Below are 19479 nucleotides of genomic sequence, written 5' to 3'. Positions count from 1 at the left end.
GGCCGAACGAGTGGGGGTAACCCGTGCCGGAGAGCGGCATACCTGACGACGGGGAAGAGACTTCGGGCACCGAGGGCGGCGGCAGGCGCGCCGACCGCGCCGGAGCGGGCGCCGAGGGCAGACCCCCCGGCCGGGCGGCCGCGCGCAAGGCCAGGGCCAAGGGCGGGCGCGGCAGGAAGAAGCCCAAGCCCCGCTGGAAACGCGTCCTCATCTGGACGTCGGGCTCGGTCGCCCTGCTCGTCCTGGCGGTCGGCGGCGGCGCGTTCCTCTACATCGAGTACCTGAACAGCAAGATCGACCGGGCCCCGCGCGACCTCGGCGACAGCGACATCGCCGCGCCCGAGCCCGACGAGAACGGCAACACGCCGCTCAACATCCTGCTGATCGGCTCCGACTCGCGCGACGGCGAGGAGAACCAGCGCCTCGGCGGTCGCGCCGACCTGGCGGGCGACCCGGTCCGCGCCGACGTGCAGATCCTCCTGCACGCGTCGGCCGACCGCAGCAACGCGACGCTCATCAGCATCCCCCGCGACACCCAGGTGCCGATCCCCCAGTGCACCGACCCGGAGACCGACGAGGTGTACCCGGCGCACGAGTCCGCGTCGATCAACACCGCGATGTACTACGGCGGCCCCGGCTGCGTCGTCGCGACCTGGCAGGACCTGACCGGCGTCTACATCGACCACTTCATGATGGTCGAGTTCTACGGCGTGGTGCAGATGGCCGACGCGATCGGCGGCGTCCCGGTGTGCGTGGACGCCAACATGGAGGACCCCAAGACCGGTCTGCGCCTGGAGGAGGGGCCCAACACCCTGGAGGGCGAGGACGCGCTCCAGTGGCTGCGCACCAGGTACGCGTTCGGAGACGGCGGCGATGTCGGCCGGGCCAGGGCGCAGCAGATGTACATGAGCAGCATGGCCGAGGAACTGCAGGGCAACATGTCGCTCGGCGACGCGGGGCAGCTGATGGACCTCGCCGAGGCGGCGGTCGACGCCCTGACCGTGGACGACGCGCTCGGCTCCGTCACCTCGCTCTACGACCTGGGCCAGGACCTGCAGCGGATACCCGCCGACCGCATCAACATGATCACGCTGCCCAACCTGCCGGACCCGGCCAACCCGGACGTCACGCTCGTCCCCGACCAGGAGCCCGCCGAGGAGCTGTTCGCGCTCGTCCGGGACGACCGTCCGCTCGACGGCGAGGAGGAGGCGCCCGCCGGGGGCGACGGGGAGGAGGGCGGGGAACCGCCCGCGGAGGAGGAGCCGATCGACCCGGCGCTCGTCCCCGTCGCGGTGCAGAACGGCACCGGCGCCGACGGCCTCGCCCCGGTGGACGGCAGGGCGGGCGACATCACCGACGCGCTGCGCGCCGCCGGATTCGCGCGGGCGGAGACCGACTCGTCGGCCGTCGTCGCCGAGTCGCAGACCAGCGTCTACTACGGGGACGTCGACGACCGCCCGGCGGCCGAGGCGATCGCCGAGGCGCTCGGCCTGCCGGGCAGCGCGGTGCGCAACTCCACGACCCACGACACGGTCACGCTCGTGGTCGGCGCCGACTGGCGGGAGGGCACCGAGTTCCCGCAGGAGGCGGCCGAGGAGGAGGAAGGCGCCGGGGAAGGCGGCTCCGCCATCGACCCGGACGCCGTCCACTCCACCGAGGACAACGACGACTGCATGCCCATCAACCCGCTCTACACGTGGTGACCGCCGCGCGCTGAGACGCCCACGCCGCCCCCGGCCGGATCTCTCCGGCCGGGGGCGGCGCGTGTGGGGGGTACGGGTGCCGGTCGGCGGACCGGTCAACCCGTCTGGCTGACCGACGAGTTCGGCGGCACCGTGAGCACCGTCCCGTCCTCGAAGGTCACGTTCTGCGCCGTGTCCGCGTAGTTGGTCGCCGCGTAGGTGACGGTCCCGCCGTCCGAGAACGCCGCCGCCGTCGGGCTGTCGGCCGTGATCAGGGCGTCGGGCGGGCCGATGGCGTCGAGGGTGTAGATCCAGTGGTAGACGTGCGCCCAGGACTCGCCGGCCTCCGGGTTGTACGTGCCGCCGCCGTCGCCGTCGTACGCCGCGCGGGCCGCCGCCGGGTCGGAGAGCGCCTGGAACTCCCAGAGGATCTCCTTCCACTCCACGGGCGGGCCGCCGTTCTCCTGGACCAGCTCCTCCAGGTTGCGGTCGATGGCGTCCTGGTCGCGGGCCAGGTGCAGCGAACCGCCGGTCACCGGGAGGACGTTGATGCCGTGGATCTCCTCCGGGTTGCCGGTCCACCAGGTCGCGTGGGCGCCGCCGTTGCTCCACACCATGCCGACCGTGTTGTGCTGGTAGTCGGCCGGGAAGTTCTCCTCGTCCCCGTCGAACCAGTACTGGCGGATCGCCTCCGACTCGGTCGTCAGCAGGTAGATCCCCAGGTCGCGCAGCTCCGTGTCACCCGTCGCCGAGCCCCACAGGACCAGGCCCGCCGAGAGGTTGATCGACTCGGAGGACGACTCCTGGTTGTTGCCGGCCGCGAAGCCCTGGTGGCCGGACGCCCAGCTGTGGCCCGCGTACACGTCGAAGCCGCGCAGGAACGGGTAGCGGTCGTCGTCGCGCGCCGGGTTGGCGGCGTCGGCGACCAGTTCCTCGACCATGCCGCCCCACGCCGACTCCGCCGCCCACGCCGGGTCGTACTGGGCGACGATCGCGGCGGCCAGCACGTAGTAGGAGTAGTGGAAGTGGTGGTCGTTGAGCTCCTGGTCGCTGCCGTACGAGGCGGGGTAGCCCGTCAGCGTCTGCCACTCGGAGTCGTACACGAAGCCGGTCTCGCCGCCCGCCGTGAACCACTCCTCAAGGCGCGCCTTGATGGCGGCGAGGATCTGGTCGCGTGCCTGCGTGTCGCCGATCTGGTCGGCGATCGGCACGACCTGCGCGAGCCGGCCGAACGCCTTCCCGCTCCAGTACGTGTCCCCGACACCGACGTTGGCGCTCGCCGCCACCTCGTCCACGAAGCGCGCCAGCGTCGCCCGGTCGGGCCCGTCGCTCGCGGGCAGTCCGGGCAGCACGCCGGTCACGTCCTGCCGGGTGGTGAACGACGCGCCCTCGCGCACCCGCATCACCCCGCGCGCCGAGGAGTACTCCCAGTCGGTCAGGGGGACGGCCGCGTAGCCCCACTGGTGGGGGTAGAGGGCCTGGAGGGTGCCTGTCTCGGTGCCCTCGCGGGCCTCGGTCTGCAGGGTGTACGTGGCGCTGACGGCGCCGTCGCCCTGCTCGTAGTTCCAGTCCACGGTCGAGCCGGTGACGAAGCTGTACGCGTACCGCTCGTACGTGGCGAGGGCGTCGCGCTCGGGCAGGACGGCGACGGAGTAGTAGCCGTCGCCGCCGATGTCGGCGCTGATCGTCGTGCCGGAGACCTGCCAGGCGCTGCCGCCCGGCGCGAACAGGGCGTAGTCGTGGCCGCCGACCGAGATGCCGAGGGTGCTGCCCTCCTGGGCGAACACCTCGGGCGTCCCCGACGTGGTGATCCGCGCGGCGCCGCCGGTGGCCTCGGCGTAGACGTACGGGCTGCCGTGGCCGATGGTGGCGCGGAAGGTGTGCCCGGCGTCCTCCCAGTACGGGCTGACGGTCCAGTCGGACCAGCCGTCCGCCTTGGTGTCGGGCGAGTTGAGGCCGTCGACGCCGAGGACGAGGTCGGCGCGGTGCGGGTACTCGAACGACCCGCCGTTGACGACCGCCTGCGACGGGTAGCCGACCTCGAGGCCGCCCGCGACGGCGCGGTAGCTGAGGGGGTGGCCGTACATCGGCTGGGAGTACGGGTTGTCGGCGTACCGCTTGAAGACGAGCGACGACCACCAGTCGTTGGTCGGCACGGGCACGCCGGCCATCCGGTCGGTGACCTGCGGGGTGACGGGCTGGCCCTGGTTGTTCAGCGGGCCGACGGTCCCGGCGGGCCGGGTGTCCGAGTAACTGCCGCTGCCGACCGGGATCTCGGCCGCCGACGCCGAACCCGGCACCAGCGCGACACCGCCCAACGCGGTGGCCGTGGCGGTCAGCGTGAGTGTGACGCGTCTGAAACGGGAAGTGGGGGGCCTCATGCTCTGATACCTCGCTACCGGTGGGGGACGGTGCTGAGAGCGCTCTCACATGCGGTTCAGAACTTAGGGACGGGTAAATTTTGTGTCAACACCCCCGGCACATTCCCGGAACCACCCACCCGGTCACGGAACTTGATCCGCCACCCTCTCCCCCACCCGCGCCTTCCGCCGCCGCCGCAACCACGCCTGCACCACACCCGGCTCCCCCCGGAACACCGGCGCGACGAGAAACCGCGGCCGGTTGAACAGCACGATCGGCACGGCGCAGGCCATCGACAGCGCGAACCCTCCCGCCGTGACGCCGAGCATGGCGCCGGTCATGTCGGGCACCCACAGGGCAGGCAGTACGCACGCCATACCGGCATGCGTAAGGGTGCTCGCCCGCCGCATCCCCCGTCGCAGACCGGCGGCCAGGGGGAAGATTCCGTAGGAAACATGAAGGATCTCCACCATCGGGGTCCCCTTGATGGCAGCTCCCCGCCACAGCAGGACGTCTGTCCACACCAGGCCGAGGACCATCAGCGTCGCCAGAAACGCACCGACCGGCACGTCGAGCACCTCTCCACTCACCCGGTTCCGGCCCGGAGATCACCGTTCTTGCCGCTTCACCGCCCACGCTCCCAAGTCCTCCCGCAGATGCGGCGGAACCAACATCCGCGGCCGGTTGAACACCACGATGCTGATGGCGCACAGCGCGAGCACCGGCAAGGACAGCGATATCAGGACCAGGAAATTATCCACACCTGACACGAACTCGAACACCCAAAGTGCCACCGTGAGAAGACCCATCCCCGCGCACATCACCGGCCCCGCGCGGACCAATCCACGCCGGGTCCGCGTCCCGATGGGCAGCGCAAGCGAGCCCATCTCCATGACATCGGCCAACGGCACGCCCCGTATCGATCGGTCCCGCCACAGCAGCACATTGGGCCAGACCGACCCGGCTACGAGCAAGGTGAACAGCACCATTCCGACCATCGCTCCGCCTCCCCTCAGGACGCCGCCGACTCGCCGCCACACCCAGACATGTGTCGCCGCCGCTGCCAGCGGATCCCCACCCCTTCGACGCGCCGCACTGACTATGCCTCAGAGTCGGCCCGCGCGTCCGCCCTGTGAGGGGTGGTGTGCGGTGGAGGATGGTGGGGAGGTGGTGGGGGGTCGGGAGAGAGGTGTGTGGCGCTGTGGTCGGTGTCGGTGTTCCGGTGGTCAGGGCGGATCGGCCGGGGAGTTTTCCGTGGAGTGTGTTCCACGAGCGGCACCCCCGGTTGATCGCGCAGGTGCGGGACGGGCTGCCGTACGGGCCCGGGGTGCGGGACGCGCTGGCGCGGTTGCTGGACGAGAGCGTGGGCGGGGTGCTGACGCCCCCGGCCGAGGACGCGCCCGACCGTGCCGAGTGGCTGGCGTGGGGCGAGGGGCTGTGGGGCGGGCCGTGGGGGGAGGCGCCGTTCCTGTGGGCGGAGAGCTGGTTCTACCGGCGGCTGCTGGGCGCGGTGGGGTGGTTCGGGCCGGGGGCGTGGCGCGGCGTGGATCCGTTCGGCCCGGTGAAGGCGGCCGAGCTGGCCGGTGCGGCGGTGGACGAGGAGCTGTCGGCGCTCGGCCGGCTCAAGGAGGCGTCGCGGGACGACCGGCGTGCGGCACTGGTCTCGTCGGCGCTGTGGGGCAACCAGGCGGACCTCAGCTTCAACCTGGGCTCGGGCGGCGGCGAGGCCGGTGACGTGCTGGCCGACGACAGCGCGGCGCTGTGGGAGGTCGTGGACCGCGCCCCCGAGGGCTGCACGGTCGCGCTCGTCGCGGACAACGCGGGCCGCGAGCTGCTGCCCGACCTGGTGCTGATCGACGAACTGCTCGCCCGCCACCGCGTGGTCCTGCACGTGAAGCCGCGCCCCTACTACGTGTCCGACGCGACGACCGCCGATGTCCTGGCGGCGGTGGGGCGGTTGCGGTCGGCGGACAAGCCGGAGGCGGCGGCGGTCGGGCGGCGGCTGTGGGACGCGCTGGCGGGCGGCACGCTGACGGTGCGGGCGCACCCTTTCTTCTGCGCGCCGCTGCCCTTCCACGACATGCCGTCCGGGCTGCGCGACGACTTCGCGGGGATGGCGCTGACGATCGTGAAGGGCGACCTCAACTACCGCCGCCTGGTGGGGGATCTGCTGTGGCCGCCGTCGACGCCCTTCGGGGCGGCGGCGGGGTGGTTCCCGTCACCGGTGGCGGCGCTGCGGACGCTGAAGTCGGACGTGGTGACGGGCGTCGGCGCGGAGACGGTGCGGCGGCTGGACGCGGGTGAGGCGGACTGGCGGACGAACGGCCGCCACGCCGTGGTGCAGACGGCGGTTCCGGGCCGCAGGGGCTGAGGGGGCGGGGCGGCGGGAGGACCGTACGATAAGGTGAGGCTTACCTAAGCTGATGTTCCCGCCGCCACCGACCGACAAGGAACCCGCATGTCCTCCAGTCTCCGCCGCGCCCGTGGACGGGCCATCGGCCTGACGGCCACCGCCGCCGCGTTCACCCTCGTGCTCGCCGGCTGCTCGTCGGACGACGACGGGTCCCCGGCGGACGACGGCGCGCAGGAGAGCGCGGACGGCGGACAGGCGGCGGAGGAGGGCGCGTTCCCCGTCAGCATCGAGAGCGCGCTCGGCACGGCGGAGATCACCGAGCAGCCGGAGCGCGTCGTGACGCTCGGCCAGGGCTCGGCCGAGACCGCGATCGCGCTGGGCCACACGCCGGTCGGCATCGAGAGCTACGAGTGGGGCAGCGACGACACCGGCTACCTCCCCTGGATCCACGAGGCGGTGACGGAGGCGGGCGACGAGCTGCCGACGCAGTTCGCGGGCGCGGAGGACATCGACTTCGAGGCGATCATCGAGCTGGAGCCCGATGTGATTCTCGCGCCCTGGTCGGGTGTGACGGAGGAGCAGTACGAGATCCTCTCCGACATCGCCCCGACGGTCGCGTACCCGGACCTGCCGTGGAGCACGGACTGGGACCAGCAGATCGAGATCATCGCGCAGGCGCTCGGGCAGCCCGAGGAGGGGCAGGCGCTGATCGACGGCATCGAGACGCAGTTCGCCGAGGCGGCGGAGACCCGGCCCGAGTACGCGGACGTGACGTTCTCGTACATCTACACGTCGGGCCCGGGGACGCTGGGCGTCTTCCTGCCGGACGAGCAGCGTGTGCGGATGCTGTCGTCGCTCGGCCTGACCGTGGACCCGGTGGTGGAGACGTTCGAGGAGACCGAGGGCACCGACTCGGCGCTGATCGGCCTGGAGAACGCGGACCAGCTCGCGGACAGCGACCTGCTGTTCACCTTCTACACCGACGAGCAGACCCGGCAGGAGATCGAGGCGCAGCCGCTGTACGCGTCCATCCCGGCGGTCGAGCGCGGCGGGATCGTGTCCAGTGACGACACGTCGTTCGTCACGGCGTCGTCGATCATCAACCCGCTGACCGTGCCGTGGGTGATCGACCGCTACCTGCCCATCATCGACGAGGCCGTCACCACCATCGGCTGATGACCACTTCGATCGACGCCGCGCCGAGCGGTGCCCGTACCGCGCGTACGGGCACCGCTCGGCGTGTGTCCTACCTGTTGTGCGGGCTGGTGCTGCTGGCGCTGGCCGTACTGGCGAGTGTGATGTTCGGCAGCAAGCCGACGCCGCTGGGTGACGTGCTGGACGTGTGGCGCGGGGACGCCGACACGTATGTGACGACGGTGGTGGAGAGCCGGTACCCGCGCACGGCGCTGGGGGTGCTGGCCGGGGTGACGCTGGCCGTGGCGGGGACGCTGATGCAGGGCGTGACGCGTAACCCGCTGGCGGACCCGGGGCTGTTGGGGATCAACGCGGGGGCGTCGGCCGGTGTGGTGACGGCGACGGCGTACCTGGGGGTCTCGGGGCAGGCGGCCACGGTGTGGTGGGCGCTGCCGGGGGCGCTGCTGGCGGGGGTGGTGCTGCATGTGGTGGGTTCCGCGGGGGGTGGCGGGAGTCTCGTGCGGCTGGTGCTGGCGGGGGCGGTGGTGTCGGCGGTGATGGCGGCGTACGTGCAGGCCGTGACGTTGAGCAAGCCGACCGTTTTCGACAGCTACCGGTACTGGGTGGTGGGGGCGTTGGGCGGGCGTGACTGGGACGTGCTGTGGTCCGTCCTGCCGTTCGCCGCCGTGGGGTTCGTGCTGGCGCTGGTGCTGGCGCCGGGGCTGAACGCGCTGGCGCTCGGCGACGAGTCGGCGTCGTCGCTGGGGGCGAACCCGGCGCTGATGCGGGCGGGCGGTCTTGTGGCGGCGACGCTGCTGTGCGCGGCGGCGACGGCGGCGGTGGGGCCGATCGCGTTCGTGGGGCTTGCCGTGCCGCATGTGGCGCGGACGCTGGCGGGCGTGGACTTCAGGGCGCAGATCGTGTTCTCGGCGGTGCTCGGGCCGTCGCTGCTGCTGTTGGCGGATGTGGTGGGGCGGGTGGTGTTGCGTCCGCAGGAGTTGATGGTCGGTGTCGTCACCGCGTTCGTGGGGGCGCCGGCGTTGCTGTACGCGGTGCGCAGGATGAAGGGGACGGCATGACGCTCCAGCGGGAGACGGCCAGGCCGCGTGGTGTGGTGCGGCTCGGGCCGGGTGTGGCGCTGCCGGTGCGGCGTGCGCAGTTGGTGGTGGGCGCGGGGGTGTTGCTGCTTCTGGTGGTGGCGTCGGCGGCGACGCTGTCGATGGGGAGGCTGGGCATTCCGCTGGCGGATCTGCCGTCGGCGGTCATGGGCGGGGCGGACGGGAAGGACGCGTTCGTCATCGAGCGGTTGCGGGGGCCGCGGCTCGTGGTGGCGATCGGGACGGGTGCGGCGCTCGGGCTGTCGGGTGCGCTGTTCCAGTCGGTGACGCGCAATCCGCTGGGGAGTCCGGATGTGATCGGGCTGGCGTCGGGCGCGGGCGCGGGGGCGGCCGTGGTGGCGCTGATGATGCCGGGCGGGGTGCCGGTGCCGCTGGGGGCCCTTGCGGGGGCGACGGCGGCGATGGTGCTGGTGTACGTGTCGACGGGCAGTGGTTTCCGCAATCCGGGGCGGCTCGTGGTGGCGGGGATCGGCGTCGCGGCGATGGCGACGGCGTTCACGCAGTACGTGGTGTACGCCGTCGAGCGTGACAAGGCGACGGTGCTGACGGCGTACGTCAACGGCAGCCTGGCGGCGCGGTCGTGGAGCGACGCGGGGACGATCGGGGTGGTGCTGCTCGTCGCGGTGCCGCTGGCGCTGCTGATCGGGCGGCGCGTGGAGATCGGCGAGATGGGCGACGAACTCGCGGACGCGCTGGGCGCGGAGCCGCAGCGTACGCGGGTGTTCGCCGTGGTCCTGTCGATCGTGCTGTCGGCCGGGGCGGTCACCGTCGCCGGGCCGATCGCGTTCATCTCGCTGACCGCGCCGCAGATCGCGCGCCGCCTCACCCGGGGCACGGGCGCGCACCTGGCGCTGGCGACGCTGACGGGCGCGCTGCTGCTCGTCCTGGCCGACCTGGCGGCGCAGCAGTCGCCGGTCGACGACAGTCTGCCGGTGGGGATCTGGACCATGGCCATCGGCGGGGTGTACCTCGGGTGGCTGCTGACCCGTGAATGGAGAAGGGGGAGCCTGTGACCGCCAAGGGGCTGAGCGCCCGTGGGGTGACCATCGGGTACGGCGGCGGGGAGCCCGTCGTGCGTGACCTGGACCTGGATGTCCCGCACGGCGGGCTGACGATGGTCATCGGGCCGAACGGGTGTGGCAAGTCGACGCTGGTGAAGGCCCTCGCGCGTGCGGTGAAGCCGGTCGCGGGCGAGGTGCTGCTGCACGGCAGGGACATCCACTCCTACCGGGGCAAGGAGGCGGCGCGGCATGTGGCGTTGCTGCCGCAGAGCCCGATCGCGCCGGACGGCATCAGCGTGCGGGGGCTCGTGCGGCGCGGCCGGTATCCGCACCACTCGCTGCTGCGGCAGTGGTCGCCGGACGACGACGCGGCGATCGGTGAGGCCCTTGAACGGACGGGTCTCGCGGGGCTGGCGGACGCGACGGTGACCGAGCTGTCGGGCGGGCAGCGGCAGCGTGCGTGGATCGCGATGGTGCTGGCGCAGCAGACGGAGCTGCTGCTGCTGGACGAGCCGACGACGTTCCTGGACATCGCGCACCAGTACGACCTGCTGGAGCTGTGCGCGGAACTGCACCGGGAGGGGCGTACGGTCGTCGCGGTGCTGCACGACCTGAACCAGGCGGCGCGGTTCGCGTCGCACCTGGTGGTGATGGACGCGGGGCGGATCGTGGCGCAGGGGGCGCCGGACGAGGTGCTGACGGCGGAGCTGGTCGGGGAGGTCTTCGGGCTGGCGTGCGACATCGTGCCCGATCCGCGGACGGGGACGCCGATGGTGGTGCCGCACGAGCGGTACGCGGCGGAGGAGACGGCGAGCGGCGCGGCGCGCTGAGTCAGTCGTCAGAGGGTGGCGCGGGCGCCGGGGATCAGGTCGGCGTCCACGCCCGCGGGCCGGTAGACGGTGAGGGCGCCGGGGCGTTTGTCGAGCAGCAGCGAGGCGGGGGCGGGCCCGGCTTCGCCGTCGTACGCGAGGGTGCAGCCGTCGTGCAGTCCGGCGAGGCGCAGGCGGGGCAGGCGGGCGGCGGCGTACACGCGGGAGGTGCCGAGTGTGCCCGTGAGGACGGACAGGGTGACGCGGGTGCGGGCGAACGGTTTGTCGGCGGCGACGGTGCGGACGTCGAGGAGGCCGTCGTCGAGCTGGGTGCGGTGGGAGGGGGCGAAGCCCTCGGGTGAGTAGAGGCCGTTGCCCGCGAAGATCAGCCACAGCCGGTGGGGGCGGCCGTTGACCTCCATCTCGACGGGCTGGGCGGTGCGCAGGACGCGGGCGAGGGAGAGGGCGGCCGAGGGCCACTTGCCGAGGCGGCCGAGCGGGGAGTGCCGCTGGAGGGACTCGCGGGCGCGGACGAGGTCGGGGTAGAGGCCGATGCTGAAGGTGTTGAGGAAGTGCCGTGTCTCGCCCTGGGCGCCCGCGGTGGGGCGGATGCGGGCGAGGTCCACGGAGACGGCCTCGCCCTGGTGGACGGCGGCGACGGTGTCCTCGAAGCGGCGCAGGCCGTTGTCGAGCGCGAAGTGGTTGAGGGTGCCGCCGGGGAAGACGGCGAGGGGCAGGCCGTGGTCGGCGCTGACGGCCGCCGCGGCGTTGACGCTGCCGTCGCCGCCGCAGATGCCGAGGGCGGTGGCGCGGCCCGCGGCCTCGGTGAGGAGGGCGACGAGGTCGTTGCCTTCGCCTTCACCGTCGCCGTCTGCGGCGGCGGGGTCGCGTTCGACGATCTCGGCCTTGGGGAGGAGGGTGCGGAGGCGGTCGGCGGTGACGGTGGCGCTCTCGGTGCCCGCGCCGCCGTTCACGACGACGACCAGGCCCTCGCCCTCGGGAAGGGACGGCGCGGGGGCGCTGTGGTGGACGAGGCGGATGACGGAGCGGCGCGGCCACACGCGGCCGGTGGCCATGGCGGCGCCGACACCGAGGACGAGGCCCGCGACGACGTCGCCGGGGTAGTGCACGCCGACGTAGATGCGGGAGAACGCGACGGCGGCGGCGATGGGGGCGACGAGCGCGCCGTGCCGCCGTGACTCCAGGGCCACGCCGGTGGCGAACGCGGCGGCGGACGCGGAGTGGCCTGAGGGGAACGAGCTGGTGTGCGGCTGGCGTGCCAGGCGCCGGGCGAGCGGCACGCTGTCGATCAGCGGGCGGCGGCGGCGGGCGACGTACTTGATCACGGTGTTGGTCGTCAGGGACGCGAGGCCGAGCGCGACGACGCCGCGGCCCGCGGCGCGGCGGGCGGAGCGGTCGCCGGTGGCGGCCATGGCGGCCGCGGTGGCGAGCCACAGGCGGCCGTGGTCGGCGGCGTGGCTGAGCCGGGGAAGGACGGCCTGCACCAGTGGCGGGTGGGCGGCGGCGACCCGTTCGAACACCCGGCGGTCCAGGCGGCTGAGGCGTGTCATGGGCGCTGACCTCCGTCTTCGCGGGCCCGCGCGTGGCGGACGCGGACCTCGTACAGCGGCGCTTACCCCGGCGTGCGTCCGGCATGACCGGATTTTTCGGCGCGCGGGGCCGGGCTGCCGGATCAGGGGTGTGCGCGGGGGTCGTCGGGGGTGTGGGCGGGGACGTAGCGGTACGGGGAGACGCCCGCCGTGCGCCAGTCGTCGGCGACGCCGAGGCGGTCGCCGGTGTCGTTGAGCCGTCGGTCGGGGACGGCCCCGGCCGTCGCGTAGAGGTCGGTGTCCAGCGGGGCGACCTCGGCGGGGGCGCCGCCGTGGGGGTAGGTGGCGCGGAGGGTGCCCTCCGCGTGGGCCTGGGCGGCGGCGGAGGCGATGGTGTGGGCGGTGACCTGCTCGTTGACGAAGCCTTCGGACAGGTCGTAGTCGGTGTGGGCGGCGGGGGCCTGGGCGGTGTAGCCGGGGAGGACGGGGACGGCGGCCGAGTAGCCCGCGGCGATGAGGCCGAGGGGCAGCTGCTGGGGACCGGGCGGCACGCTGGCGGCCCAGAGCGCGCCGCCGATGGAGGACTTGGTGAGGTCGGAGGTGAGGCGTGCGCGGGTGTCGCCCGTGGCGTTGTCGATCGCCTCGTGTTCGCCCCAGTTGACGAGGCGGGTGAGATTGCCGATGGTCTCGAACGTGTTGGTGCCGCCCATCGCGCCGGGGATGTCGGCGTAGTAGCCGTAGGCCATGGCGTACTGGAGGCTGTTGACGCCTGCCTTGAAGCCCTCGTTGACGGCGGGGTCGGCCTGGGCCATGAGGGAGAAGACGCCGTAGCGCTCCTTCTCCGGCAGGGGGTGGTCGCCGTAGCCCGCGACGTCGGGCATGTGGGCCAGGGCGGTGTCGGCGAGTGCGGCCTGGAGGGGGGTGTGGTCGGCGTCGCCCAGGGCGGCGAGCGCGGAGGGGCCGTGGCCGAGCACGGTGTCCTGGTGGGTGGCGGCGAAGGACAGCACGTCGCGGGCGGCGTCGGCGTACGGGTCGGCGGCGGGTGAGGTGCGGTCCATGCCGGGCGGGAGGGTGGTGCCGCTCCTGATCAGTGCTCCGGCGCCCGTGCTGTCCTCCCAGCTCTGGGAGAGGAGGCGGACGCGGAAGTCGTCGTCGGTGAGGAGGGCGGCGGCGGTGCGGTCGTTGAGCGCGGCGGCGGTGAGGAGGTCGCTGCTGCCGGTGTCGGGGAGGGCGTGACCGGGGTAGTTCACGGCGTACTGCTGGGTGCTGCGTTCGTGGATGTCGAGGGCGGCGTGGGCGAGGGTCTCGGCGAAGCGGTCGCCGGTGGGGACGGTAGCCGAGCCGATGACGTCGGCGACCGCGTTGAAGCGTTCCAGGGCGTGGCGGAACAGGCCGCTGGCCACGTGCTGCGTGAACAGGTCGCTGTCGCGGTGGTCGAGGACGAACGGGCGGACGGCGGCGGGGACGGCGGTGCCGCCGCCGATGCCGGGGTCGAGCAGCATGGCCAGGCTGTTGGCGACGTGCACCTTGGCCTCGGCCCAGCCGTCGAGCGAGCCGAGGGCGGCGAGGGTGCCGGGGTCGAGGGCGTCCCAGTAGCGGCGGAGGTAGGCGAGTTCGGTGCCGGTGAGGCGGCGGGCGGGTTCTCCGGGGTCGAGGGAATTGCCGTAGACGCTGTCCGTGATGCCTTCGAGTGTTTCCGTCCACCGGGCGAGCGCGTCGGGGTCGGGGTCGTCGCGCCGCAATTCCTCGGCGAGTTTCCCGGCGGCGTATTCGGCCATTTCCGGGGTGGTCCACAGGGCGAGGGGGCCGGTGAGGTCGTGGCCTTCGCGCAGTAATTCCCAGCCGTAGTCGGAGAGCCGGGCGCGGTAGGCGGCGATGGTGTCGGCGATGGCCTCGTGTGTGGTGCGGGCGGTGGCGGCGACGGTGTCGAGTGCCTGCCGCCTGATCTGCTCGGGCGTGCGGGGGCCGTCGTCTCCCCCGGGGGTGCAGATCCGCGCGGCGGTGTCGGCGGACGCGAGCTGGGCGGCGTAGGCCTCGTCGAGTCCGCCGGGGCCCTCGATGAGGGCGGCGACGTCGTGCTCGGCGTCGACGGCCGTGTTCATGGCCCTGACCAGGAGGCGGACGACGGTCTCCACGCCCTCGCCCGCGCCGTCGAGCGCGAGGGCGGTGGCGTCCACGCGGCCGTCGGCGTCGACGAGGGCGGCGCCGTCGAGCGTGCCCGCCTCGGCGGCGAGGGCGGTGGCGCGGTCGGCGAGCCCGGCGGCGCTGCCCGCGTCGGCGGCGGCACGCGCGTAGAGGGCGGCGGTCTCGGCCATGCTGCCGGGATCGATCTCGGCGGAGAATTCCCGGCTTTCGTCCCAGGGGCGGACGCCCGCCGATTCCTGGACATCGTCCCGGGTGAAATACGTCTCGGACACGCGGGCCTTTCTCCGCAGCTTTTCCTTTCGCGAGCGGCGTCATCGTAGGCACGGCCCGGGGGGCCTTTCGGCGGTCCTGACGCTTTCCGCACGGGAGAGGGCGCGGATGTTGGCGTTTCCCATACGGCTGCCGCGGCGCGGACCCCCGCGGGTTAGGGTTCGGCCGGTGAGCATCGAGATAAGTGAGTACGATCCGCGCTGGCCCGCACGGGCCGCGCTGGCGGTGGAGGAACTGCGGGCGGTGGCCCCCGGGCTGTTCGCGGAGATCGAGCATGTGGGCAGCACGTCGGTGCCGGGGCTCGCGGCCAAGCCGGTCATCGACCTGATGGCGTGCGTGGAGCGGCTGGACGACGTGACGCCGGAGCGGGAGGCGGCGATCGCGTCCCTCGGGTACCGGCGGGAGGACGCGGGCATGCCGGACCGGATCTTCTTCCCGCGCGACGACGCGGCCGGGGTGCGTACCCATCACCTGCACGTCGTGCTGCTCGACGGCTGGCCGACGCGGAACCAGCGGCTGCTGCGCGACCATCTGCGGGCGCATCCGGAGGCGGCCGGGGAGTACGCGGCGCTGAAGCGCGGTCTGGCGGCCGGGGAGTCGGACGGGATGGCGTACACGCGGGGGAAGACGGCGCTGATCCAGCGCCTGGTGGACCGGGAGCGTGCGGCGCGGGGGCTGCCTCTCGTGTCGGTCTGGGAGGAGTGAGCGCCGGGCGCCGTCCCTCGCGGGGGCGGCGCCCGGTGGGGGGCGTCAGGCCGCCGGGCGGGTCGGCTCGGGGGCGGGGGGTGCGGGGGCGGGAGGTGCGGGGGTGACGGCGGGGGTCCGCCGTTCGATCCGTGCCATCAGCAGGGCGGCGGCGGTCGCGCAGGCGCCCAGTACGAGGACCCAGCGGAACGCCGTCCCGAACGCCGCCGCGCTGTCCGCAGGGGTGACCGGGCCGCCCGTGCCGTCGTGGAGCAGGAGGGTGAGCAGGGCGGTGGCGAGCGAACCGGCGACGCGCTGGAGGACGTTGAGCTGCACCGTCGCGTCGCCGATCGCGGCCGGCGGCACGTGCTGGTAGGCGGCCGTCATGATCGGCACGACCATCGAGCCGATGCCGAAGCCGCGCACGACGGTGGTGAGCAGCAGCTGCCAGTAGGGGGTGTCGGCGCCGATGAGGACGAACGGGATGGTGGCCGCGACGCTGAGCAGCCCTCCGGCGACGGCGGTGCGGCCCGCGCCGCCGAGACGTTCCATCAGGCGGGAGGCGGCGCCCATCGCGAGCGCCACGCCTATGCCCTGCGGGATGAGGAGCAGGCCGGTGGCCACCGCGTCCTCGCCCCGGGTGGTCTGGAAGTAGAGCGGCAGCAGGACGATCGCGCCGAAGATGACCGCGCCGAGGAAGAAGTTGGCCAGCGCGGCGGCGGCGAAGCCGGGGCGGGCGTGCAGGCGCAGGTCGAGCAGCGGGCGCGGTGCGCGCAGGGCGTGCGCGACGAAGAGCGCGAGCAGCAGTGCGCCGCCCGCCGCCCAGAGCGCCGGGTACGCGGCGCCGCCGCCGGTGCCGTGCTCGCCCAGGCGGGCGAGGCCGTAGGTCAGGGCGACGCTGCCGAGGGCGAGGGTCGCGAAGCCGGTGAGGTCGAGGCGTTCGGCCCGGCCGGGTGTGTCGGCGGGCAGCAGCCGCAGGGCGAGCAGGACGGTGAGGGCGCCCAGCGGCACGTTGACCAGGAAGATCCAGCGCCAGCCGACGTGTTCGAGCAGCAGCCCGCCGATCGTCGGGCCGACGATCGGCGCCAGGACGGTGGGCACGCCGGTGACGCTCATCACGCGCGCCATCATGGCGGGACCCGCCGCGCGGACCACGATCATCTGCGCGACGGGCGTGGCGACCGCCGCGGCGGCGCCCTGCGCCACCCGGAAGGCGATCAACTGACCGGCGGTGTCGGCGAGTCCGCAGGCGAGGGAGGCGAGGGTGAAGGCCGACAGGGAGACGAGGAAGACGCGCCGGGCGCCGAAGCGCGCCGCCGCCCAGGAGGACAGCGGGAGGGCTGCGGCGAGTGCGAGCAGGTAGGCGGTCACGGTCCACTGGATCGTGCCGAGGGAGACGTCCATGGTGCCGGCGAGCGGGCCGAGCGCGACGTTGACGATGGTGGAGTCGAGGAACGCCATGAACGACCCGAGGGTCGTCACGACGAGGATGCGGCGCAGGGCCGGGGAGAAGGGCATGGGAGGGCTTCGCCTCATTTCGTACGATGAGGTGGCAAGGCAAGCGGAGCGATGCTCCGAAAATATACGGAGCGCTGCTCCGCTTGGCAAGGCGAGGCGGAGCGGGGCGGGCGGAAGGAGATGCGCATGGCCGGGACGGGGCCGCTGCGCGCCGACGCGCGGCGCAATCGCGAGACGTTGCTGACGGTCGCGAGACAGGTCCTCGCGGAGGAGGGCATGGACACCTCCCTGCGGGACATCGCACGGCGCGCGGGGGTCGGCATCGGCACGCTGTACCGGCATTTCCCCACGCGGGAAGCCTTGTTGGAGGCGGCGCTCGGCGAGGGGCTCGACGGGCTGCGGGAGGCCGCCGCGCGGGGGGCGGCGAGTGACACGCCGGGCGAGGCGCTGCTCGACTGGTTCGACCGGTTCGCGGCGGGCGCGAGCGTGTGGTGCCAGGTGGCGGACGAGACGCTGACCGCCGCGCACCGGGACGGCCAGGACGGCCCCGATGGCTCGGACGTGTCGGGCACCTACCGGGCGATGACGGAGGCGGTGGACGCGCTGCTGCGCCGTGCGCAGGAGGCCGGGGAGGTGCGGCGCGACGTGGACACGCTCGACCTGCTGACGGCGGCAAAGGCGGTCGGCTGGGCGACGGCGAGAGCGGACGCCGACCGGGCCGCGCGCCTGCTCGCCGTGCTGCGCGACGGCCTGCGGACCCCGCCGGAGGCGCCCTGACCCGGCACCGGGCTCCTTTCACCCGTACGAGCGATGGCGCGGCAACTACGGAGCGCTTACGGTGAACCCATGATCAGTCACCTTGAGTCACGGCATGTGTGGGGGAAGGCATCACCGGAGGTATCGATGGAAGCACCGCTGGAGGCACCGGTGGAGGCGCGCGGAAGGGCCGGGGCGACGCCCCGGTTCGCCGGGTGGGAGTGGTTCCCGCCGGGGGCGGTCCCGGGCGTGTCACCACCGTCCGGGCGGCACGACGCGCCGTGCACCGGCGAGCCGGGACGCCCGCGCCCCGCCTTCCCGCCGAGGCAAGGGACGTCCCCTCCCCCGTTCCCCGCCCACTGGCCGGCGGATGCCGCCCGGCACCGCGGGGAACCGGCGTCGGCGCCGCCGGGCTCGCGCCACCGCCAAGGGCCTGGCCGGTCCGTGCGGGACCGTGGGCGTGCTTCGACTGGGGTGCCGTTTGGGGCCGGAGGCGCGAGGGCACCCGCCGGGGATGGTCACGCGTATGACGGAACCCGTACCGCCCAAGCCGACGCCTCCGCCGGGCCCCGATCCGGCGCCGCCGGAGCCCGTGCCGCCCACGCCGGGGCCGGACCACCCGCAGCCGCCGCCCGACCCCGGGCCCGAGCCGTCACCCGCACCGCCCCCGCCGCCACTCCGTTGAGTTACCCGCCGCATACGCACGGGTCCGCTGGGTAGCCAGGCGTTGTCCGTCTGGACTACGCAACGGAAGAGAACAGCAATGCGCATGCGTCACACGCTCGGCACGGTGGCCGGTGCCCTCGTCCTCGCGCTCGGGGGACCGGTCTCCGCCGCGCAGGCGGGGACCGGCACCCTGGAGTGGTACTCGGGCGGAGGCAACACCGGCGTGGTCGACAATCCGGAGCCGCACCTGTGCTACGAACTGTCGGACCCCGAGGAGCCCGCGATCGGCGGCTTCAACCAGACCGTCTTCCCGGCCACGCTCTATGTGGACAGCAACTGCCGGTACGGCGGTCAGACGGTCCAGCCCAACGAGGGCTTCACGGCGGACGCCGCCGTCAGTGTGAAGTTCTCGCCACCGGGCGCCTGATCCCGGCGGCGGGCCTGGTGCCCGTCACGACCGTCGCGGCGGTCTCCTCCGCGTGGACCACACGCGGGGCGAGTCCGTCCGCGGCGAGGATCGCGGCGGCGCGGTCCGCCTGGTGTTCGCTCGTCTCGACCAGCAGCCGCCCGCCCGGGGCCAGCCAGCCGGGGGCCGCGGCGCTCACGCGGCGCAGGACGTCGAGGCCGTCCGTGCCCCCGTCGAGTGCGGCGGGCGGCTCGTGGTCCCGGGCCTCGGTGGGCAGCAGCGGGAGGGAACGGGTGGGGACGTAGGGGACGTTGGCGGCGAGGACGTCGACCCGGCCGCGCAGTGCGGGGGGCAGGGCGGTGAAGAGGTCGCCCTCGTGGACGAGGCCGCCGAGGGGGGCGAGGTTGCGGCGGGCGCAGGCGACGGCGGCGGGGTCGATGTCGGCGGCGTGCAGTGCGGCCGGCCGGAGCGCGGTGGCGAGTGCGGCGGCGATGGCGCCGGAGCCGCAGCACAGGTCCACGACGACGGGCCGGGGCGGGGCGGCCCGTACCGCTTCGGCGACGAGCAGTTCGGTGCGGCGGCGCGGGACGAAGACGCCGGGCGCGACCGATATCCGCAGGCCGTGGAACTCGGCCCAGCCCACGACCTGTTCGAGGGGCAGTCCGGCGGCCCTGCGGGCGGCGAGGGCGGTCAGCTCGGCGGGGGTCGCGGCGGCCTCGGCGAGGAGCAGGGCCTCCTCCTCGGCGAAGACGCAGCCGGCGGCGCGGAGGGTGGCGACCACGGTCGGGTCGGGGGCGCCCGGCGCGGAGGGGTCACGGGAGGGCGGGGGCGCGGGGGTCGGGGAGGGGGTGGGGGGCGGGGGGAAAGCAGCGGAGGAAGCGGGGTCGTGCATGGGAAGGGGCCTTCCGGGGTGGCGTGGGGTGTGGTCCCCCGGTCGCCCGCGGCCCGGTCACACAGGTCGCGGTCGTCCTCCGGAGGGAGACACCCGTACGGAACTGCTGGTCCTGCCGGAAACGGGTCTCACCTCCTCGGTCGCGCGGTGTGCGAAGTGGCGCTCACCCTATCCGACGCGCCCCCGGGCCGCGC

16 protein-coding genes are annotated in these 19479 nt (G+C 73.7%); 9 read left to right on the top strand and 7 right to left on the bottom strand.

The genetic code is table 11. The features are described from left to right. The first annotated feature begins 23 nt into the window (after positions 1-23). Positions 24-1703, top strand: coding sequence for an LCP family protein (locus tag ACIBPC_RS01795; protein ID WP_398840564.1), 1680 nt, complete (start codon positions 24-26; stop codon positions 1701-1703). Between the two features lie 95 nt (positions 1704-1798). Here the strand turns inward: ACIBPC_RS01795 and ACIBPC_RS01790 are convergent, their stop codons facing one another. The 3 genes from ACIBPC_RS01790 to ACIBPC_RS01780 all read right to left on the bottom strand — a co-directional run bounded on the left by ACIBPC_RS01790 (position 1799) and on the right by ACIBPC_RS01780 (position 5032). Beyond that, the gene (locus tag ACIBPC_RS01790) at positions 1799-4063 is read right to left on the bottom strand and encodes a glycosyl hydrolase (RefSeq protein ID WP_398840562.1); all 2265 of its coding nucleotides are present in this window, start codon (positions 4061-4063) and stop codon (positions 1799-1801) included. Between the two features lie 123 nt (positions 4064-4186). After that, positions 4187-4621, bottom strand: a complete 435-nt coding sequence (locus tag ACIBPC_RS01785) for a hypothetical protein (RefSeq protein ID WP_398840560.1) — start codon at positions 4619-4621, stop codon at positions 4187-4189. A gap of 30 nt (positions 4622-4651) precedes the next feature. Beyond that, positions 4652-5032, bottom strand: coding sequence for a hypothetical protein (locus ACIBPC_RS01780; RefSeq protein ID WP_398840558.1), 381 nt, complete (start codon positions 5030-5032; stop codon positions 4652-4654). Positions 5033-5304: 272 nt separating this feature from the next. Here ACIBPC_RS01780 and ACIBPC_RS01775 point away from each other — a divergent pair, with 272 nt between their 5' ends. From ACIBPC_RS01775 to ACIBPC_RS01755, 5 genes are all read left to right on the top strand, one after another. Then, positions 5305-6414 (top strand): damage-control phosphatase ARMT1 family protein, encoded by a 1110-nt coding sequence (locus ACIBPC_RS01775; protein ID WP_362964612.1) that lies wholly within the window; start codon positions 5305-5307, stop codon positions 6412-6414. An 87-nt stretch (positions 6415-6501) separates the two neighbouring features. Next, positions 6502-7572, top strand: a complete 1071-nt coding sequence (locus ACIBPC_RS01770) for an iron-siderophore ABC transporter substrate-binding protein (RefSeq protein WP_398840556.1) — start codon at positions 6502-6504, stop codon at positions 7570-7572. Beyond that, positions 7572-8609, top strand: a complete 1038-nt coding sequence (locus ACIBPC_RS01765) for a FecCD family ABC transporter permease (RefSeq protein WP_398840554.1) — start codon at positions 7572-7574, stop codon at positions 8607-8609. The genes ACIBPC_RS01770 and ACIBPC_RS01765 overlap by 1 nt, the downstream gene beginning before the upstream one ends. Continuing rightward, entirely contained in the window at positions 8606-9661 is a 1056-nt protein-coding gene (locus ACIBPC_RS01760) for an iron chelate uptake ABC transporter family permease subunit (RefSeq protein ID WP_362964618.1), read from the top strand. Before ACIBPC_RS01765 ends, ACIBPC_RS01760 begins: the two co-directional genes overlap by 4 nt. Beyond that, positions 9658-10479: an ABC transporter ATP-binding protein gene (locus ACIBPC_RS01755; protein WP_362964620.1), complete on the top strand. Its 822-nt coding sequence runs from the start codon at positions 9658-9660 to the stop codon at positions 10477-10479. The genes ACIBPC_RS01760 and ACIBPC_RS01755 overlap by 4 nt, the downstream gene beginning before the upstream one ends. An 8-nt stretch (positions 10480-10487) precedes the next feature. Here ACIBPC_RS01755 and ACIBPC_RS01750 read toward each other — a convergent pair whose 3' ends face one another. Together ACIBPC_RS01750 and ACIBPC_RS01745 are read right to left on the bottom strand one after the other, a co-directional pair. Further along, positions 10488-12029 (bottom strand): bifunctional phosphatase PAP2/diacylglycerol kinase family protein, encoded by a 1542-nt coding sequence (locus ACIBPC_RS01750; protein ID WP_398840552.1) that lies wholly within the window; start codon positions 12027-12029, stop codon positions 10488-10490. Between the two features lie 122 nt (positions 12030-12151). Next, entirely contained in the window at positions 12152-14425 is a 2274-nt protein-coding gene (locus ACIBPC_RS01745; RefSeq protein ID WP_398840551.1) for a hypothetical protein, read from the bottom strand. Between the two features lie 166 nt (positions 14426-14591). Here ACIBPC_RS01745 and ACIBPC_RS01740 point away from each other — a divergent pair, with 166 nt between their 5' ends. After that, a complete protein-coding gene (locus tag ACIBPC_RS01740) occupies positions 14592-15128 on the top strand; it encodes a GrpB family protein (protein WP_398840549.1) in 537 nt (178 codons plus the stop codon). Between the two features lie 45 nt (positions 15129-15173). Here the strand turns inward: ACIBPC_RS01740 and ACIBPC_RS01735 are convergent, their stop codons facing one another. Beyond that, the gene (locus ACIBPC_RS01735; RefSeq protein ID WP_398840547.1) at positions 15174-16625 is read right to left on the bottom strand and encodes a DHA2 family efflux MFS transporter permease subunit; all 1452 of its coding nucleotides are present in this window, start codon (positions 16623-16625) and stop codon (positions 15174-15176) included. Between the two features lie 126 nt (positions 16626-16751). On the opposite strand from ACIBPC_RS01735, the gene ACIBPC_RS01730 reads away from it, so the two are divergent. Together ACIBPC_RS01730 and ACIBPC_RS01725 are read left to right on the top strand one after the other, a co-directional pair. Beyond that, positions 16752-17342, top strand: coding sequence for a TetR/AcrR family transcriptional regulator (locus tag ACIBPC_RS01730; protein ID WP_398840545.1), 591 nt, complete (start codon positions 16752-16754; stop codon positions 17340-17342). A gap of 748 nt (positions 17343-18090) precedes the next feature. Next, positions 18091-18414 (top strand): hypothetical protein, encoded by a 324-nt coding sequence (locus tag ACIBPC_RS01725; RefSeq protein ID WP_362964632.1) that lies wholly within the window; start codon positions 18091-18093, stop codon positions 18412-18414. Here ACIBPC_RS01725 and ACIBPC_RS01720 read toward each other — a convergent pair. Beyond that, positions 18383-19285 (bottom strand): putative protein N(5)-glutamine methyltransferase, encoded by a 903-nt coding sequence (locus ACIBPC_RS01720; RefSeq protein ID WP_398840543.1) that lies wholly within the window; start codon positions 19283-19285, stop codon positions 18383-18385. The two genes, ACIBPC_RS01725 and ACIBPC_RS01720, sit on opposite strands and share 32 nt — an antisense overlap. Between the last annotated feature and the right edge of the window lie 194 nt (positions 19286-19479).

The sequence above is a fragment of the Streptomyces sp. NPDC049879 genome, assembly GCF_044461265.1.
GTDB lineage: Bacteria > Actinomycetota > Actinomycetes > Streptomycetales > Streptomycetaceae > Streptomyces.
This window is presented reverse-complemented; position numbering and strand designations above follow the sequence as displayed.

Coding starts and splice junctions, on each gene's coding strand:
- ACIBPC_RS01730 (WP_398840545.1), top strand. CDS start 16,752: ATGGCCGGGACGGGGCCGCTGCGCGCCGACGCGCGGCGCAATCGCGAG.
- ACIBPC_RS01760 (WP_362964618.1), top strand. CDS start 8,606: ATGACGCTCCAGCGGGAGACGGCCAGGCCGCGTGGTGTGGTGCGGCTC.
- ACIBPC_RS01770 (WP_398840556.1), top strand. CDS start 6,502: ATGTCCTCCAGTCTCCGCCGCGCCCGTGGACGGGCCATCGGCCTGACG.
- ACIBPC_RS01725 (WP_362964632.1), top strand. CDS start 18,091: ATGCGTCACACGCTCGGCACGGTGGCCGGTGCCCTCGTCCTCGCGCTC.
- ACIBPC_RS01790 (WP_398840562.1), bottom strand. CDS start 4,063: ATGAGGCCCCCCACTTCCCGTTTCAGACGCGTCACACTCACGCTGACC.
- ACIBPC_RS01735 (WP_398840547.1), bottom strand. CDS start 16,625: ATGCCCTTCTCCCCGGCCCTGCGCCGCATCCTCGTCGTGACGACCCTC.
- ACIBPC_RS01720 (WP_398840543.1), bottom strand. CDS start 19,285: ATGCACGACCCCGCTTCCTCCGCTGCTTTCCCCCCGCCCCCCACCCCC.
- ACIBPC_RS01765 (WP_398840554.1), top strand. CDS start 7,572: ATGACCACTTCGATCGACGCCGCGCCGAGCGGTGCCCGTACCGCGCGT.
- ACIBPC_RS01750 (WP_398840552.1), bottom strand. CDS start 12,029: ATGACACGCCTCAGCCGCCTGGACCGCCGGGTGTTCGAACGGGTCGCC.
- ACIBPC_RS01780 (WP_398840558.1), bottom strand. CDS start 5,032: ATGGTGCTGTTCACCTTGCTCGTAGCCGGGTCGGTCTGGCCCAATGTG.